This window comes from Ensifer sp. B1-9, from assembly GCF_050474445.1.
GTDB lineage: Bacteria > Pseudomonadota > Alphaproteobacteria > Rhizobiales > Rhizobiaceae > Ensifer.
The window spans coordinates 156,828-172,812 of record NZ_JBCHVG010000017.1 but is presented as its reverse complement, the minus strand read 5'-3'; the positions used below and the strand labels follow the sequence as shown (position 1 = coordinate 172,812).

14 protein-coding genes are annotated in these 15,985 nt (G+C 62.5%); 7 read left to right on the top strand and 7 right to left on the bottom strand.

Annotated elements, in window-relative coordinates; all coding sequences use genetic code 11:
• A partial coding sequence (locus ACQ5BM_RS28845; RefSeq protein ID WP_429818677.1) for a hypothetical protein occupies positions 1 to 246 on the top strand: 246 nt, incomplete at its 5' end.
• Here ACQ5BM_RS28845 and mmsB read toward each other — a convergent pair.
• From mmsB to ACQ5BM_RS28825, 4 genes are all read right to left on the bottom strand, one after another.
• A complete protein-coding gene (mmsB, locus tag ACQ5BM_RS28840; RefSeq protein ID WP_429818675.1) occupies positions 243 to 1,139 on the bottom strand; it encodes a 3-hydroxyisobutyrate dehydrogenase in 897 nt (298 codons plus the stop codon). The genes ACQ5BM_RS28845 and mmsB overlap by 4 nt on opposite strands.
• Positions 1,140 to 1,195: 56 nt before the next feature.
• Complete coding sequence (locus ACQ5BM_RS28835) at positions 1,196 to 2,248, bottom strand: enoyl-CoA hydratase/isomerase family protein (protein ID WP_429818672.1); 1,053 nt, start codon at positions 2,246 to 2,248, stop codon at positions 1,196 to 1,198.
• A 23-nt stretch (positions 2,249 to 2,271) separates the two neighbouring features.
• Positions 2,272 to 3,414: an isobutyryl-CoA dehydrogenase gene (locus ACQ5BM_RS28830; protein ID WP_429818669.1), complete on the bottom strand. Its 1,143-nt coding sequence runs from the start codon at positions 3,412 to 3,414 to the stop codon at positions 2,272 to 2,274.
• Between the two features lie 196 nt (positions 3,415 to 3,610).
• The gene (locus tag ACQ5BM_RS28825; RefSeq protein WP_429818667.1) at positions 3,611 to 5,029 is read right to left on the bottom strand and encodes a helix-turn-helix domain-containing protein; all 1,419 of its coding nucleotides are present in this window, start codon (positions 5,027 to 5,029) and stop codon (positions 3,611 to 3,613) included.
• 159 nt (positions 5,030 to 5,188) lie between these two features.
• Between ACQ5BM_RS28825 and ACQ5BM_RS28820 the strand changes: the two genes are divergently transcribed.
• The 6 genes from ACQ5BM_RS28820 (at position 5,189) to ACQ5BM_RS28795 (ending at position 12,943) form a co-directional block, all read left to right on the top strand.
• Complete coding sequence (locus ACQ5BM_RS28820; protein WP_429818665.1) at positions 5,189 to 6,721, top strand: acyl-CoA carboxylase subunit beta; 1,533 nt, start codon at positions 5,189 to 5,191, stop codon at positions 6,719 to 6,721.
• Positions 6,722 to 6,732: 11 nt separating this feature from the next.
• Complete coding sequence (locus ACQ5BM_RS28815) at positions 6,733 to 7,023, top strand: hypothetical protein (RefSeq protein ID WP_429818663.1); 291 nt, start codon at positions 6,733 to 6,735, stop codon at positions 7,021 to 7,023.
• Positions 7,024 to 7,053: 30 nt separating this feature from the next.
• The gene (locus ACQ5BM_RS28810) at positions 7,054 to 9,057 is read left to right on the top strand and encodes an acetyl-CoA carboxylase biotin carboxylase subunit (protein WP_429818661.1); all 2,004 of its coding nucleotides are present in this window, start codon (positions 7,054 to 7,056) and stop codon (positions 9,055 to 9,057) included.
• Between the two features lie 40 nt (positions 9,058 to 9,097).
• Entirely contained in the window at positions 9,098 to 11,236 is a 2,139-nt protein-coding gene (gene scpA / locus ACQ5BM_RS28805) for a methylmalonyl-CoA mutase (protein ID WP_429818659.1), read from the top strand.
• Positions 11,237 to 11,573: 337 nt separating this feature from the next.
• Positions 11,574 to 12,164 (top strand): VOC family protein, encoded by a 591-nt coding sequence (locus tag ACQ5BM_RS28800; protein ID WP_429818657.1) that lies wholly within the window; start codon positions 11,574 to 11,576, stop codon positions 12,162 to 12,164.
• Between the two features lie 89 nt (positions 12,165 to 12,253).
• Complete coding sequence (locus ACQ5BM_RS28795) at positions 12,254 to 12,943, top strand: glutathione S-transferase family protein (RefSeq protein WP_429818655.1); 690 nt, start codon at positions 12,254 to 12,256, stop codon at positions 12,941 to 12,943.
• 36 nt (positions 12,944 to 12,979) lie between these two features.
• On the opposite strand, the gene ACQ5BM_RS28790 is transcribed toward ACQ5BM_RS28795, so the two are convergent.
• The 3 genes from ACQ5BM_RS28790 to phnF form a co-directional block, all read right to left on the bottom strand.
• Positions 12,980 to 13,603: a hypothetical protein gene (locus ACQ5BM_RS28790; protein ID WP_429818653.1), complete on the bottom strand. Its 624-nt coding sequence runs from the start codon at positions 13,601 to 13,603 to the stop codon at positions 12,980 to 12,982.
• 33 nt (positions 13,604 to 13,636) lie between these two features.
• Positions 13,637 to 15,031, bottom strand: coding sequence for a selenium-binding family protein (locus ACQ5BM_RS28785; protein WP_429818650.1), 1,395 nt, complete (start codon positions 15,029 to 15,031; stop codon positions 13,637 to 13,639).
• 162 nt (positions 15,032 to 15,193) lie between these two features.
• Complete coding sequence (phnF, locus tag ACQ5BM_RS28780) at positions 15,194 to 15,925, bottom strand: phosphonate metabolism transcriptional regulator PhnF (RefSeq protein ID WP_429818689.1); 732 nt, start codon at positions 15,923 to 15,925, stop codon at positions 15,194 to 15,196.
• Positions 15,926 to 15,985: the final 60 nt, after the last annotated feature.

Below are 15,985 nucleotides of genomic sequence, written 5' to 3'. Positions count from 1 at the left end.
CCAAAATCAGCCTCAGCCAACCAAGGAAACTCTAGAGCGAAGGTCGTCGTCGCCAGCAGCGCCGCCGCCCTCGTCAGTGATCGGGCTTATAGACCCCACACCTCCAACACGTCAACAGACATTTTCACGACCTCGATAGAATTCTTGCAACAGATTGAAAATAAAGACGAATTTCTATTCACAGGCATGAACAGCCGATTTTCGCCCGTTCGGGCGGGCGAAAATCCATCGGTGTGGGCGGATTAGCCGGCCTTTGCCTCATCGCTGCCGCGCAGCAGCCGGATCAAGGCGGAAAAGTCCTCGCCACCATGACCGAGTGTCTCGAACATCGAATAGAGCTGCGCGGCCTGCGCGCCCATCGGCGTCGTCGCACCGCTGGCACTTGCAGCTTGCTGCGAAAGCTTCAGATCCTTCAGCATCAGGCTCGCGGCAAAGCCCGGCTTGTAGTCGTTGTTGGCGGGTGAGGTCGGGACCGGACCCGGCACCGGGCAATAGGTCGTCAGCGACCAGCATTGGCCGGACGAAGTCGAGGCGACGTCGAACAGCGCCTGGTGCGACAGGCCCAGCCGTTCCGCCAGCACAAAGGCTTCGCAAACCCCGGCCATGGATATGCCGAGGATCATGTTGTTGCAGATCTTTGCCGCTTGGCCGGCGCCAACCCCGCCGCAATGGACGATTTTCTTGCCCATGGCCTCGAGCAGCGGCTTGCCGCGGGCAAAGGCGTCGTCGCTGCCGCCAACCATGAAGGTGAGCGTGCCGGCCGCAGCACCACCGGTTCCCCCGGAAACCGGCGCATCGAGAGACGGGCAACCGATCTTTTCCGCAAGGGCATGCGCCTTGCGGGCGCTGTCGACATCGATCGTCGAACTGTCGATCAGGAGCGTGCCCGGATCGACGAAACCGAGCAGTTCATCCCAGACATAGAGAACATGGGTGCCGGCAGGCAGCATGGTGATCACGCACTCGGCGCCGCGCACCGCATGGGCGATCGAGCCAGCGACGGAGACCCCGGTCTTTGCCGCCGCATTGCGCGACGCTTCCGACAGGTCGAAGCCGGTGACCGCGTGGCCCGCCTTCACCAGATTGGCGGCCATCGGTCCGCCCATGTTGCCGAGCCCGATAAAGGCGATCTTCGTCATGTTACTCCTCCTGCATTGAAACTCGGCCAAGCCGACACGCGCCCCATCCTCAGGCGCTAGAACAGCGGCGGGTGGTCCTTTCTGGCGAAACGCGAGAGCATCTCAGGCGTGACGTCGGCCAGCGCAACATTCCATTTTGGATTGCGGTCCTTGTCGATCACCGCGGCACGCACGCCTTCGTAGAAGTCGTCGTTGGAAAGCATGCCGAGCGTCGCAGAATATTCCCGTTCGAGGCATTCGTTCAGTGACGCGCTGCGACGGCCGGCGCGCAGGAGATCGAGTGTCAGCTTCATGCTCAGCGCCGAACGGGAATTGAGCAGCGCCAGCGTTTCCTTTGCGAAATCGGAGCCGTCCGCCGCAAGCGCCGCCAGGATTTCCTCCACCGTATCGAAGGCGAAGCAGCGATCGATCAGTGCAAGGTGGTGCTGAAGCGGCGTGGGCGGAGCTTCAGACGAATGCCTTACAATCACCGCATCGACATCAGCGCTGTCTGCCGTCGCCGGTAGCCTCGCAAGATCCGTAACGAGCGCCTCCAGCTTTTGCGAGGTAACGAAGCTGTCAGCAAGCCGGGCATGGACGGCATCCGCAGCGACGATATCCCGGCCGGTCAGCCCGAGATAGGTGCCGAATTCCCCGGGGGCTTTTGGCAGCAGCCAGGTCGCGCCCACGTCGGGGAAATAGCCGATCCCGGTCTCCGGCATCGCCAGCCGCGTGCGTTCGGTGACGATGCGATGGCTGCCATGGGCGGAAATCCCGACACCGCCGCCCATGACGATACCATCCATGATCGCGATATACGGCTTGCGGTAGCCGGAGATGCGGCTATTGACGATGAATTCCTCGCGCCAGAACTGCGCACCTTCCGCCGGCCGCTCGCGACCGCTCTCGTAGATCATGCGAATGTCTCCGCCGGCGCAAAGCCCGCGCTCGCCCTCGCCGGTCACGAGCACCGCCGCAACAGCCGGGTCGTTTTCGAATTCGGTCAGGGCCGCCGCGATCAGCCGGATCATCGGCACGTTGAGACTGTTCAGCGCCCGCGTTCGATTAAGCCGGATCCTGCCGATCGCTCCCTGCCGCTCGACGATGACTTCCGGCGCCTGCATGTCCATGAACGGTCCTTTCTGTTTCCGGCCTATTTCCGGCCGATGAGGGAACGCGCAACAATGAGGCGCATGATCTCGTTGGTACCTTCGAGGATCTGGTGCACCCGAAGATCTCTGACAATCTTCTCGACGCCATAGTCGGCGAGATAGCCATAGCCGCCGTGAAGCTGCAGGGCGTCGTTTGCGACAGCGAAGCACCGGTCGGTGACGAAGCGTTTGGCCATGGCGCAAAGTTTCGTCGCTTCCGCGTCGCCCGCGTCCAGCGCGGAAGCGGCACGCCACAGGAAGGTGCGGGCGATTTCGAGATCGGTTGCCATGTCGGCCAGACGGAACTGCAGCGCCTGAAATTCGCCGATCGCCTTGCCGAAGGCGCGGCGCTCCTGGACGTAAGCCAGCGCTTTCTCGAAGGCGGACTGGGCGCCGCCGAGGGACGCGGCGGCGATGTTGAGACGGCCGCCATCGAGCCCACCCATCGCGATCTTGAAACCATCGCCTTCCGCACCCAGACGGTTTTCCGCCGGCACGCGGACGCCATCGAGCATGACGGCGCGGGTGGGCTGGACGTGCCAGCCCATCTTCTTCTCGTTGGCGCCGAACGTCAGGCCAGGGGCATCCTTCTCGACGACGAACGTGGAAATGCCCTTGGGGCCATCCTCGCCGGTTCTGGCCATGATCACGTAGAGGCCGGATTCACCAGCCCCGGAGATGAACTGCTTCTGGCCGGTCAGCACATAGCTGTCGCCGTCCTTGACCGCCTTGGTCTTCAGCGCTGCCGCATCGGAGCCCGAGCCGGGCTCGGTCAGGCAGTAGCTTGCAAGCACTTCCATCGTCAAAAGCTTCGGCAGCAGCCGCTGGCGCTGCTCGTGCGTGCCGTAGCGGTCGATCATGCCGGCGCACATGTTGTGGATCGAGACGAAGGAGGCGACGGCCGGGCAACCGGTCGCGAGCGCCTCTATGATGATCGCGGCATCGAGCCGCGTCAGCCCCGTGCCGCCGACATCGTCACGGACATAAATGCCGGCCATACCGAGGGCCGCGGCACCGCGCAGCGTGTCGACCGGAAAGTGCTTCTGCTGGTCCCAGTCGATTGCGTGAGGGGCGAGTTCGTCGCGGGCGAAATCGAGCGCCATCTGACGAATGGCCTCCTGCTCCTCCGACAAGCGAAAATCCATATGCATGTCCTCCCTGACCGCATACCTGCTGCAGGTTTCTTTTAAACCTGCAGCAACTCAGAGTCCTACTGCGACCTTTGCCCGTCTCACGAGACGTGCGGCACTGTAGACGTGGGGGCCTAGTTACACCAAACTTCGTACCGGCACAGATGCAACTTCTCACAGGTTCTGTTCAAAAATGAACAGACGCCCCAAATCAACTCTCGCTTAGACGATACGGCAGAGCGCCGCGTAAGTCATGATCCACGATCAGCCGGCGCTTCAAAGGCGGTACGGCGCGGCTCGCGCATTTCGTCCGCTCGCAGATGCGACAGGAAATGCCGATCGGATCGAAAGCGGCGCGGTTACCGAGATCCATGTCGTCCGCATAGACGAAGGCATCGGCGTAAGAAATCTCGCAGCCGAGCGCCAGTGCATAGCGCGGCTGCGCAGCGCGGAAGCCGCCGCCCCCCTTGGTGATCTGGGTGGCGAGACAGAGGTAGCGAACGCCGTCAGGCGTCTCGGCCAGTTGCCGGATGATCCGGCCGGGCGTCTCGAACGCCTGGTGCACGTTCCAGAGCGGACAGGCAGCGCCGAAACGGGCAAATTGCAGCTTCGCGGCACTGTGGCGCTTGGTGATGTTGCCGGCCCGGTCGATGCGGGCAAAGAAGATCGGAATACCCTTCTGTCCCGGCCGCTGCAGGGTCGAGAGGCGGTGGCAGACCTGTTCCAGCGATGCGCCAAAGCGGGCGGCGAGCAGCTCGATGTCGTGCCTCAAGTCACGGGCAGCCTTTGAGAAGGCCTGATAGGGCAGGATCAGGGCGCCGGCGAAGTAGTTCTGCAGGCCGATGCGACAGATCTCATAGGCCTCTTCGGTGCGAAAGCCGGCACTGCCGGCCACCCGGTCGATCTCCTCGCGGGCATGAAGCTGAGCGATCTGCAACGCGATCTGGAAATCACGGGTCGCCGCCGGCGCATAGGGGTTGAGGGTGAGAAGCCGGGCACGCGGATCGAAGCGACGGATCGCCTCGTCGCCGGCGGCGCCGCGGACGACCCGGACGCCGTGGCGCTGCTCCAGATAGCTTGCAAGTGCGGCGTGATTGTCACCCTCACCGAGTCCGAGTTCCCCGGCAAGCCGCTCTGCAAGCATGTCGATCTCGTGAATGTAATTGTCGACGAAATGGAAGAAGTCGCGCACTTCCTCATAGGGCGTCGTTTCGACGAAGGGCCCGCCGCGGCCGATCGTGTCGTCGATGCTTGCAAGCTGTTCGCTGTTGCGGCGATAGGCCTGGTGACAGGTGATCAGTGCATGCGCTAGCCCCGGCGCGTTCTGCGCGACGAGCTTCAGCTCCTGCAGGCTTGCCGAATAGGTCTCGAACAAGGGATCGCTGAGAGCCTCCGAGAGCGCCGAGAGCAGGCGATCGCCCTCGCCGGTCGAAAGCTCGGCAATATCGATCTGAAACTTTTCGGCCAGCGCCAGAAGCACGGAGGCCGAGACCGGCCGCTGGTTGTTTTCGATCTGGTTGAGATAACTGGTGGAGATGCCGATGCGCTCGGCGAACTGACCTTGCGTCGCCTTGTTCGCTTCCCGCAGTTCCCTGACCTTGCGGCCGATATAGAGCTTGCCGATCGCCATGTTCGCAACTTTGCAATTTACGTTTCACAAATTTCTCTATTTCACATTTGCACATGAAGGGACGTTTTTCCATCCGACCTTCGACGCTATTGCGAAGCTCGAAACGCCTCTGCACAATCGTTGAAAAAAGCCGGGCAGTGAAAAAATCGGGAGGGCACCATGCGCGCCATACTAGAACAGGTCGAAGCCCGCAGGGCCGAAGCGAGAGCCGGGGGCGGCCAGCGGCGGATCGACGCCCAGCATGGCAAAGGCAAGCTGACGGCACGTGAACGCATCGAAGTGCTGCTCGATGAGGGCTCCTTCGAAGAATACGACATGTATGTCACGCACCGCTGCGTCGACTTCGGCATGGAGAGCCAAAAAGTCGCCGGTGATGGCGTCGTCACCGGCTGGGGCACGATCAACGGCCGTCAGGTCTATGTCTTCTCCCAGGATTTCACCGTGCTCGGCGGTTCGCTCTCCGAAACCCATGCGCAGAAGATCTGCAAGATCATGGATATGGCGGTCAGAAACGGCGCACCGGTCATCGGCCTCAATGATTCAGGCGGCGCCCGTATCCAGGAAGGCGTTGCCTCGCTTGCCGGCTATGCCGAGGTCTTTCGCCGCAATGCCGAAGCCTCCGGCGTCATTCCGCAGATTTCGGTGATCATGGGCCCCTGTGCCGGCGGCGCGGTCTATTCGCCCGCCATGACCGACTTTATCTTCATGGTCCGTGACTCGTCCTATATGTTCGTGACCGGCCCCGATGTCGTGAAGACGGTGACGAACGAGATCGTCACGGCGGAAGAACTCGGCGGCGCACGGACGCACACCTCAAAGTCTTCGGTCGCCGATGGTGCCTATGAGAACGACATCGAGGCACTGGAAGCGACCAGGCTGCTCTTCGACTTCCTGCCGCTCAACAATCGCGAGAAACCGCCGGTCCGTCCCTTCCACGACGATCCGTCGCGGCTCGAAATGCGTCTCGACAGCCTGATCCCCGATAGCGCCAGCAAGCCTTACGACATGAAGGAACTGATCCTGGCTCTTGCCGACGAGGGCGATTTCTTCGAACTCCAGCAGAGCTTCGCCAAGAACATCATCACCGGCTTCATCCGCATGGAAGGCCAGACGGTCGGCGTCGTCGCCAACCAGCCGATGGTGCTCGCCGGCTGCCTCGATATCGACAGTTCACGCAAGGCCGCCCGCTTCGTGCGCTTTTGCGATGCCTTCTCGATCCCGATCCTGACGCTCGTCGACGTGCCCGGCTTCCTGCCCGGCACGAGCCAGGAATATGGCGGCGTGATCAAGCACGGCGCCAAGCTGCTCTTCGCCTACAGCCAGGCAACCGTACCGATGGTGACGCTGATCACCCGCAAGGCCTATGGCGGCGCCTACGACGTTATGGCCTCGAAACATATCGGCGCCGATGTCAACTATGCCTGGCCAACCGCCGAGATCGCCGTCATGGGTGCCAAGGGCGCGACCGAGATCCTCTACCGTTCGGAACTCGGCGACGCCGAGAAGATCGCCGCGCGAACGAAGGGATATGAAGAGCGCTTCGCCAACCCGTTCGTGGCGGCCGAGCGCGGTTTCATCGACGAGGTGATCATGCCGCATTCGTCGCGCCGCCGCATCGCCCGCGCCTTCGCATCGCTGCGCAACAAGCAGGTCGATGTTCGTTGGCGTAAGCACGATACGATCCCGCTCTGATGGAGGCAACGATGGAACGGGAGCCGGAGCGCGCCATGACGCCGGAAGAGGCCCGGCGCGACCATTGGCAGATGCTGCGTTACATGAGCGTCAACGCGCTGATCGGCGTGGCGATCGGGGCGCTAACGGCCGGCGTGCTGATCTGGCTCAACATCGGCGCCGTCGGGACCCATATCGCTCGCTCCACTAGCCCAGTTCTCGCGACCCTAATGGTCGTCGTGCCCTTCGCTTTGCTATTCGGAGGTGCTGCCACGGCATCGTCGATCGCGCTTTTGCCCTATCGCCGCAAATTCAAACGCTGACGCGCCATGAAGGCTTTGAAAGAGAAACAAATGTTCAAGAAAATCCTCATCGCCAACCGTGGTGAAATCGCCTGCCGCGTCATCAAGACCGCGAAGAAGCTCGGCATTGCGACGGTCGCGGTCTACTCCGACGCCGACCGCGACGCGATGCATGTGCGCATTGCCGATGAAGCCGTGCATATCGGCCCCTCACCGTCGGCTCAGTCCTATATCGTCATCGACAAGATCATCGACGCAATCCGCAAGACCGGCGCCGATGCCGTCCATCCCGGCTACGGTTTTCTATCCGAAAACGCCAGCTTTGCCGAAGCTCTAGAAAAGGAAGGAGTCGCCTTCATTGGTCCGCCGGTTGGCGCGATCCAGGCCATGGGCGACAAGATCACGTCCAAGAAGCTGGCGGCAGAAGCCGGCGTCTCGACGGTCCCGGGCCATATGGGCCTTATCGAGGATGCCGACGAGGCCGTTAGGATCGCCGCGTCGATCGGCTATCCCGTGATGATCAAGGCGTCCGCCGGCGGCGGCGGCAAGGGCATGCGCATCGCCTGGAACGACCAGGAAGCGCGCGAAGGCTTCCAGTCCTCGAAGAACGAGGCAAAGAACGCCTTCGGCGACGACCGCATCTTCATTGAAAAGTTCGTGACCGAGCCGCGCCATATCGAGATCCAGGTGCTCGGCGACAAGCACGGCAACACGCTCTACCTCGGCGAGCGCGAGTGCTCGATCCAGCGGCGCAACCAGAAAGTCATCGAGGAGGCGCCCTCGCCCTTCCTCGATGCCGAGACCCGCAAGGCCATGGGCGAACAGGCTGTCGCGCTCGCCAGGGCCGTCGGTTACCACTCGGCCGGCACGGTGGAATTCATCGTTGACGGCAAGCGCAACTTCTACTTCCTGGAGATGAACACCCGCCTGCAGGTCGAGCATCCGGTGACCGAACTCATCACCGGGCTCGATCTCGTCGAGCAAATGATCCTTGTCGCCGCCGGCGAAAAGCTCGCTTTCGGCCAGGAAGAGGTGAAGCTCGACGGCTGGGCGATCGAAAGCCGGCTCTATGCCGAAGATCCCTATCGAAACTTCCTGCCGTCGATCGGCCGGCTGACGCGTTACCGTCCCCCGTTCGAGGGCACACGCGACAACGGCACGGTGACCCGCAACGACACCGGCGTCTTCGAGGGCGGTGAGATCTCGATGTTCTACGACCCGATGATCGCCAAGCTCTGCACCTGGGCCCCGGACCGGTCTATGGCGGTCGCGGCAATGGCCGACGCGCTCGACCAGTTCGAGGTGGAAGGCATCGGCCATAACCTGCCGTTCCTTGCGGCTGTCATGCAGCAGCAGCGTTTCCGCGACGGTCGGCTGACGACCGCCTATATCGCCGAGGAATTTGCCGAAGGCTTTCATGGCGTTACGGCCGACGAGCAGTCGCTGCGCAAGCTTGCTGCCGTCGCCGTCTCGATCAACCAGGTGCTGCAGGAACGCGCCAGCCAGATCTCCGGCACGATCGGCAATCATCGCCGCGTCGTCGGCCATGACTGGGTGGTGAGCCTCGCCGATCGCGATCTCGCCGTGACTGCCGGCGCATCCGCCGACGGATCCTATGTAAGCTTCGCCGATGGCACGTCGGTGACCATCGCCGGCGACTGGACGCCAGGTCGTACGCTTGCCACCTTCAACATCGACAATGAGCCCATGAGCGTCAAAGTCGATCTGGTCGGAACCGCCCTCCGGCTGCGCTGGCGCGGCATTGACGCCGTTACGCATGTCAGGAGCCCGCGCGTTGCGGAACTCGCGCGGCTGATGCCAAAGAAATTGCCGCCGGACACCTCGCGCATGTTGCTCTGCCCGATGCCCGGCGTCATCACCTCGGTCTCGGTCAAGGCGGGGGATACCGTCGAGGCCGGGCAGGCTCTCGCGGTCGTCGAGGCAATGAAGATGGAGAACATCCTGCGCGCCGAAAAGCGGGCCGTGGTCAAGCGCGTGGCGGTCGCAGCCGGCGCCAGCCTGGCCGTCGACGAACTGATCATGGAATTCGAATGATGGCGCCCGCCGTCGACGCCATCGTCCAGGAGAACATCCGATGACCGACAAGACCATCAAGGACTGGGAAGCGCTCGCCGAGCGTGAACTCAAGGCAGCGCCGGAAAGCCTCACCTGGCAGACGCCGGAGGGCATTGCGGTAAAGCCGCTCTATACGGCTGACGACCTGCAAGCGATCGACCATCTCGGATCGCTACCGGGCTTCGAGCCTTTCGTGCGCGGACCGCGCGCCACCATGTATGCCGGGCGCCCCTGGACTATCCGCCAATATGCGGGCTTCTCAACGGCGGAAGCCTCGAATGCCTTCTACCGCAAGAACCTCGCGGCCGGCCAGAAGGGTCTTTCGGTCGCCTTCGATCTTGCAACCCACCGCGGCTACGACAGCGATCATCCGCGCGTCGAGGGCGATGTCGGCAAGGCGGGCGTGGCGATCGACTCGGTCGAGGACATGAAGATCCTGTTCGACGGAATCCCGCTCGACGAAATGTCGGTGTCGATGACTATGAACGGCGCCGTCATCCCGATCCTCGCCTCCTTCATCGTCGCCGGCGAAGAACAGGGCGTTTCGCGCGACAAGCTTTCAGGCACGATCCAGAACGACATCCTGAAGGAGTTCATGGTCCGCAACACCTATATCTACCCCCCCGAACCCTCGATGCGCATCGTCGCCGATATCATCGAGTACACGGCCAAGGAGATGCCGAAGTTCAACTCGATCTCGATTTCCGGCTACCACATGCAGGAGGCCGGGGCGACGCTGGTGCAGGAGCTCGCCTTCACGCTCGCGGACGGACGTGAATATGTGCGCGCGGCGCTGGCAAAGGGTCTGAATGTCGACGACTTCGCCGGCCGGCTCTCCTTTTTCTTCGCAATCGGCATGAATTTTTTCATGGAGGCGGCGAAGCTCCGGGCCGCGCGTCTGCTCTGGACCCGGATCATGAAGGAGTTCGAGCCGAAGAAGCCGTCCTCGCTGATGCTGCGCACCCATTGCCAGACCTCCGGGGTCTCGCTGCAGGAGCAGGATCCCTACAATAATATCATCCGCACCGCCTTCGAGGCGATGTCGGCGGCCCTCGGCGGGACGCAATCGCTGCACACCAATTCCTTCGACGAGGCGATCGCGCTGCCGACGGAGTTTTCCGCCCGCATCGCCCGCAACACGCAGCTGATCCTGCAGCACGAGACCGGAGTCACGAAGGTGGTCGATCCGCTCGCCGGCTCCTATTACGTCGAAAGCCTGACCAACGAGCTCGCAGAAAAAGCGTGGTTACTGATCGAAGAGGTCGAGGCGATGGGCGGCATGACCCGCGCCGTCAATGCAGGCCTGCCGAAGCGGCTGATCGAAGAAGCGGCGACCCGTCGCCAGGCCGCCGTCGACAAGGGCGAGGAGATCATCGTCGGCGTCAACAAGTACCGGCTCGACAACGAGGAGCCGATCGACATCCTGGAAATCGACAACAGCGCCGTGCGGGCCGCGCAGATCCGCCGCATCGAGGAGACGAAGCGGCGACGCGACAGCATCAAGGTCGGGGAGACGCTGGACAGCCTTTCCGAGGTCGCACGGACCGGCGAAGGCAATCTGCTTGCCGCCGCCGTCGAGGCGGCTCGGGCGCGTGCGACCGTCGGCGAGATCTCTGACGCGATGCGCGGAGCTTTCGGCGACCACGCGGCAACGCCCAAGGTCGTCAGCAAGATCTACGGCAAGGCCTATGAGGGCGAGCCGGAACTCGACGTGCTCTCCGGACGTCTCGGCGAGGTTTCGGCAAAACTTGGCCGCAAGCCGAAGATCATGGTCGCCAAGCTCGGCCAGGACGGGCATGACCGCGGCGCCAAGGTGATCGCATCTGCCTTCGGCGACATCGGCTTCGACGTGCTTGCGGGCCCGCTGTTCCAGACGCCGGAAGAGGCCGCCGACATGGCGCTTGCCAGCAAGGTCAATGTCATCGGCGTCTCCTCGCTTGCGGCCGGCCACAAGACCCTAATGCCGCAACTCGCGGAAGCCCTGAAGAAGCGCGGCGGCGAAGATGTCATCATCATCTGCGGCGGTGTCATTCCGCGCCAGGACTATGACTACCTGATGGACAACGGCGTTTCGGCCGTCTTCGGCCCGGGCACCAACGTGCTCGACGCCGCGCGCGCCGTGCTCGACCTGATCGAGGGCAAGCGCCGCAACATCTGACGCGGAGGCGGAGGGTCCTGCTGTCTCGCGCGGTTGTCGTCGTCGGTGGATGCAACTATGTTGTGTCGATGACGTCGATCCACGCCTCAACTTCTTGATCGCGCCCAGCCGTCAGGCCGCTGGGCGCATTGCCGATACATTCACCGATTGCACACTACATACACAACAACCGGGAAGAATATAGCGGAAATACCGATACTTGCCGACGCATTCCTCGCAGCTTCCCCCTGCATTGGCGCTTGCCTTCTTATCTCGACGGACGACAATCGAGTGGAGCGGAAAGGGTGAAACCAGATAGCGTTTCGCCCCGGTCCTCCGCTTCATCGGGAGGCCATCGATGCGAAAACTGCAGTCGCAAGGGGTTCATCACATCACGCTCGTCGGCGCCGACCGGCAGACGTCGATCGATTTCTGGGAGGGGCTTCTCGGCATGCCCTTCATCTTCGAGCAGCCGAACCTCGACCGGGCAAGCGAAAGCCATCTCTATTTCGACCCGGGCGATGGCCGCCTGATCACCGTCTTCACCGACGAGAACCGCAAGTCCGACCCCGAGCGAACATCGACGGATATCGGCTGCGTGCACCACATCGCCTTCGCCGTCTCACGCGCAACGTTCAACCAGGCGGTGGAGCGGCTCGACGAGCGAAACATCCAGCATAGTGGCGTCAAGGATCGCGGCTTCATGGACTCGATCTACTTCGAGGATCCCTTGGGGCTGCTGATCGAACTCGCCTCTTATCGCTTCGAGCCGCCGCCGGGCCACAGCCATGCCGAGGTGCTGATGGAGGCACACAGGGTCAGGGTCGCACGCGGCGACTACAATATCGCCGAGGTGCACTTGGCCGATGCGATCGAGGCACTGACCGCGCGCGCCCGGCCGACGCTGTCGTCCGACCGGCAGCCGAAGGATCCATATCAGTCGCGATAGGTTCAGTCGCGCTCATCGCCTATCGTCCAACGCGCGCAACCGGCCGGCAAGGCAGCAATTGCGGTATCGCGACCAAAGGGAGGAGTGACATGTCTGCAATCAAGCTCAACGTGATCAAGCCCAGCGTCAACAACATGACGGCGCGCGTCTTCCTGCGGGCAGCCAAACTCGATTTCAGCGAGCAGGACGTCTTTGGCCAGACTCGGACGGCCGAATATCTGGCGAAGGCTCCGTCGCATCTGACACCGATGATGGAGACTGCGGAGCTGCCCAAGGGTGCCCTGTGGGAGAGCTGCGCGATCATGCAGTATCTTTGCAACAAGCACGGGCTCGACGACTTCTATCCCAAGGATCCCGAGGCCCGCGCCATGATCGATAGCGCCATGTTCTACCTGATCGGCACCTTCTATCCCTACCTCGCGCGGGCCACCTACCCAGCCCTGAACTTCCCGCTCTATGCGGGCGAAGTCGGTTGCAGCGACGCCGATGCGGAGACGAAGGAGAAGGCCCGGCGGGCAGCGGTAGAGGCGCTTGCCGAACCGCTCGACGTTTTTCGGGCGTTCTATATCGGCGACAAGCCCTTCATCGGCGGATCCAAGCCGTCGATCGCCGACATCCGGCTCGCAGCAACCCTCGAGTTCCTGGCGGCAATCGACTACGCGCTTCCGGACTGGGCGAAGACCTACGTCGGCAACATGGAGAAGACGCTCGGTAATGCCTACACCGAACCGGCCACCGACGTGCGCGGTTACATCAGCTATGTGAAGACCCAAGGTTAGGCGCATCCCGCCGCGATCGGCGGTCATGGCACAGGTTTACTGGACGAGAAGCACGATACCGGTCGCGCTCAGCGCCACCGTCCAGAGGCGGTCAAAATTGATCCAGGCCGAGCGAAGTGCTGCCAGGCCAAGCCATTCGAAGACGGCAATCGCCATCGCCGCGACGACGGCCAGCATTGCCGCGCCGTGAACGGCAACAGCGGCAAGCGCAACCGGCAGCGAACCTGCGACGGCGAGATCGCCAGGGCGTGTTGCGCAGAGGCTGAGGACCGCCGGAACCAGCATCAGGCCCGCCCCGTGGCTCGTCGCCATCAGGAAGGACCAGAAGCCAAGTCCGGCCATGCCGGCACGCATGCCGACCCTTACCCGGTGGCGGTGTCCGTAAAGCGCGCCGTACGCGGCGACGCTGAGAATGAGCAGTGCCGCGACGAGCCTGAAATGATGCGGTTCCAACACCGCGCCGAACGTGACGACCACCGCCAGCGTCAGCGCAGCGGAGACGGCATGACCGACAGCGATCGGAGCAAGCGACAACCACACGATCCGGCGGCTCTGGCGGTGAAGCCCTAGCGCGACCGCAAAGAGCCAGCCCATCGCCGGGTTGATGCCGTGAAAGGCGCCGAGACCGATAATCGAAAGCCATGGCCAGACGGTCGTCATTCGCCCTGAGAGGACCGCAAGGTCGCCCCCTCCCTATGGATAACAATAGGAATCGGACGAGCAGTCGCCGCCTTCGAGGCGAACCTGATGCGGGCGGTGGCCTTTCGGCCAGTCGACGAAAAAGTTCTCGTCGAAGGCGATGCCGCCACCGTCGGCGACATCGAGTTTGACCATCCATCCGTCTATACCATCAGGGTAGAATTGCGGATCGATGGCGCCATAGAGCGAATTGGTGAAATAGACCCGCTTGCCGTCGCGGCTGATCTCCACCATCTGTGGCCCACCGTTCAACGCTCCGTTCTTCGCCTTCGGATGGGAGGCACGCGAAACGATGCCGCCGATCCGCACCCGGCCCGTTTCCTTCGGCGCCAAGGGGTCGGAAACGTCGTATTGGATCATGTCGCCAGTGCCCCAGCAGGAGACGTAAAGGAAGTGGTCGTCCATCGAGAGATCGATGTCGGTGACGAGCGGCGCGACCGCGCTGAAACCTTTCAGCACCGGCGGCAACAGGTCCGGATCCGCCGGTTCTGCCGGAATCTCGATCACCTTCTTCACGGCCCATCGCTCGCCGTCACGATACCAGGTCCAGATCGAGGCCGAGAGGTCCTTGAGGCTGATGACGCAACCAACGAAGCCATAGGCCTTGGTCGGATCATGGGCCGGGCGCAGTTCGAAGACGAGCTGGTGCTCCTCGCCGAAATCGATCTCCTGCAGGTGCTTGCGCCTGTGCAGGTCCCAGAAATGTAAGCGGCGGCCATATTTCGAGCCGAGCAGCACCTCCGGAACCAGCCCGTTCTCGAACGTATCTGGCGTGCCCCATTCGCTGGTGATCATCGTGTCATGGCCGAGGTGCCACCAGAAATCATAGGCGAGCTTCTGCGGACCTCGATCCATTTCCCATTGCCCGAGCACATCGAAGCTCTGATGGTCGAGCAGGAAGATGCCGCCGGGCGCCTTGCCGTCGCGATCGGCAAGCGCATTGACGTAAATCCCCTCGGGTCCGCAGTGGGTCGTGTGCAACCGCGAATAATTCGCCTTCTCGGCGATCTCCGAAGGCTCGATTACCCGGACGATCGTCGGATTGCGCGGATCCGGCTTGGTGTCGATGATGTGCAGACGCGAGGATCGCAAACCCGGCACCACCAGATACCGCCGCTCGACATGCGGATGCGGCGCATTGGGGCACAGGCACGAGGAGCAGGCATTCCAGCCGAAATGGTGCAGTTCGTCGCCGACATTCGGCATCTCAACCTTTCCGACGATCTGCGAATAGCTTGAAGACGCCGGATCGACGTCGACGACTGCAATCGCATCCGGCCTTGTTCGCTCTGGATCGAACGCCGCCACATAGGCAAGCGTTTCCTTTGGAGCCTTGGCCGCCATGCGCGGTGATGGATAGAAGGAGGGATCGGGTCGCCACGTCGCCATTTCCATTCTCCCCTGCGAGAATTCCCAATGCGTGGATCCTGATGCAAGTATCGGTGATGCGGCAAAAACACGTCGGAAATGCGACCTATCCGCCTTATTTCTTCGATCGAACGCTTGACGCCGGGTATGGGGTCGTCGCCGTGGGGAGTTGGCGCCGCTATCCTATGTCTCGATCCGCAGCTTCATCCGGTCTGCCGCAAAGCGGCTGCGGGAAAACTCCACCGGTTTGCCGTCGAGATCGGCGTTAAGCGATTGCGCCTCGAGCACGATCGCGCCCGGCGAAAGCTTCAGCATCGAGAGTTCCTCGGCGTCGGCATGGCGGGCGACGATCTCGGTCGAGGCGCGCACATAGTCATCCAGGCCATGGGCGGCGAAGGCCTTGGTGACAGAGTGCAAGCGCTCGAACTCCTCGGCCATGCGAGGAAACCGATGCGCCGGATAGTAGCTCGACGACACCGAGAGCGGGCGGCCGTCACCGCTGCTGACGGTCCTGAGTTCGACCACCGGATCACCGGGCCTGATGCCAAGTGCTGTCGCAACTTCGCCGGTTGCCGGCACTTCGGCATGCGCAATCAGTCTGGCTCCGATCTCCTTCACCTGTTGGCCGAGGCCCTGTGAGAACCGCGTGCGCTTCGAGATCGGATAGCTCACCCTTTCCTTGCGCTCGATCATCGTGCCGCGTCCCTGGACGGCCCGCACCAGCCCTTCTTCGGCAAGGGCTGCCAGCGCGCTTCTGACCGTGTGCCGATTGACGCCGAACTCTCCGGCGAGCGCCGTTTCGGGCGGCACCATGCCGGTCGCGTCATAGTCGCCATTGCTGATGGCCAAGCGGATCCTGTCGGCGATCTGCCGCCAGAGAGCGACCCCGGTCTGGCGTTCCACCACTTTTCGCATTGCCATGTCACAAGCCTGTCATTTGCCGACGCTATGGAAAAGTATAAGATGTACAGTTGT

Coding starts and splice junctions, on each gene's coding strand:
- mmsB (WP_429818675.1), bottom strand. CDS start 1,139: ATGACGAAGATCGCCTTTATCGGGCTCGGCAACATGGGCGGACCGATG.
- ACQ5BM_RS28835 (WP_429818672.1), bottom strand. CDS start 2,248: ATGGACATGCAGGCGCCGGAAGTCATCGTCGAGCGGCAGGGAGCGATC.
- ACQ5BM_RS28830 (WP_429818669.1), bottom strand. CDS start 3,414: ATGGATTTTCGCTTGTCGGAGGAGCAGGAGGCCATTCGTCAGATGGCG.
- ACQ5BM_RS28825 (WP_429818667.1), bottom strand. CDS start 5,029: ATGGCGATCGGCAAGCTCTATATCGGCCGCAAGGTCAGGGAACTGCGG.
- ACQ5BM_RS28820 (WP_429818665.1), top strand. CDS start 5,189: ATGCGCGCCATACTAGAACAGGTCGAAGCCCGCAGGGCCGAAGCGAGA.
- ACQ5BM_RS28815 (WP_429818663.1), top strand. CDS start 6,733: ATGGAACGGGAGCCGGAGCGCGCCATGACGCCGGAAGAGGCCCGGCGC.
- ACQ5BM_RS28810 (WP_429818661.1), top strand. CDS start 7,054: ATGTTCAAGAAAATCCTCATCGCCAACCGTGGTGAAATCGCCTGCCGC.
- scpA (WP_429818659.1), top strand. CDS start 9,098: ATGACCGACAAGACCATCAAGGACTGGGAAGCGCTCGCCGAGCGTGAA.
- ACQ5BM_RS28800 (WP_429818657.1), top strand. CDS start 11,574: ATGCGAAAACTGCAGTCGCAAGGGGTTCATCACATCACGCTCGTCGGC.
- ACQ5BM_RS28795 (WP_429818655.1), top strand. CDS start 12,254: ATGTCTGCAATCAAGCTCAACGTGATCAAGCCCAGCGTCAACAACATG.
- ACQ5BM_RS28790 (WP_429818653.1), bottom strand. CDS start 13,603: ATGACGACCGTCTGGCCATGGCTTTCGATTATCGGTCTCGGCGCCTTT.
- ACQ5BM_RS28785 (WP_429818650.1), bottom strand. CDS start 15,031: ATGGCGACGTGGCGACCCGATCCCTCCTTCTATCCATCACCGCGCATG.
- phnF (WP_429818689.1), bottom strand. CDS start 15,925: ATGCGAAAAGTGGTGGAACGCCAGACCGGGGTCGCTCTCTGGCGGCAG.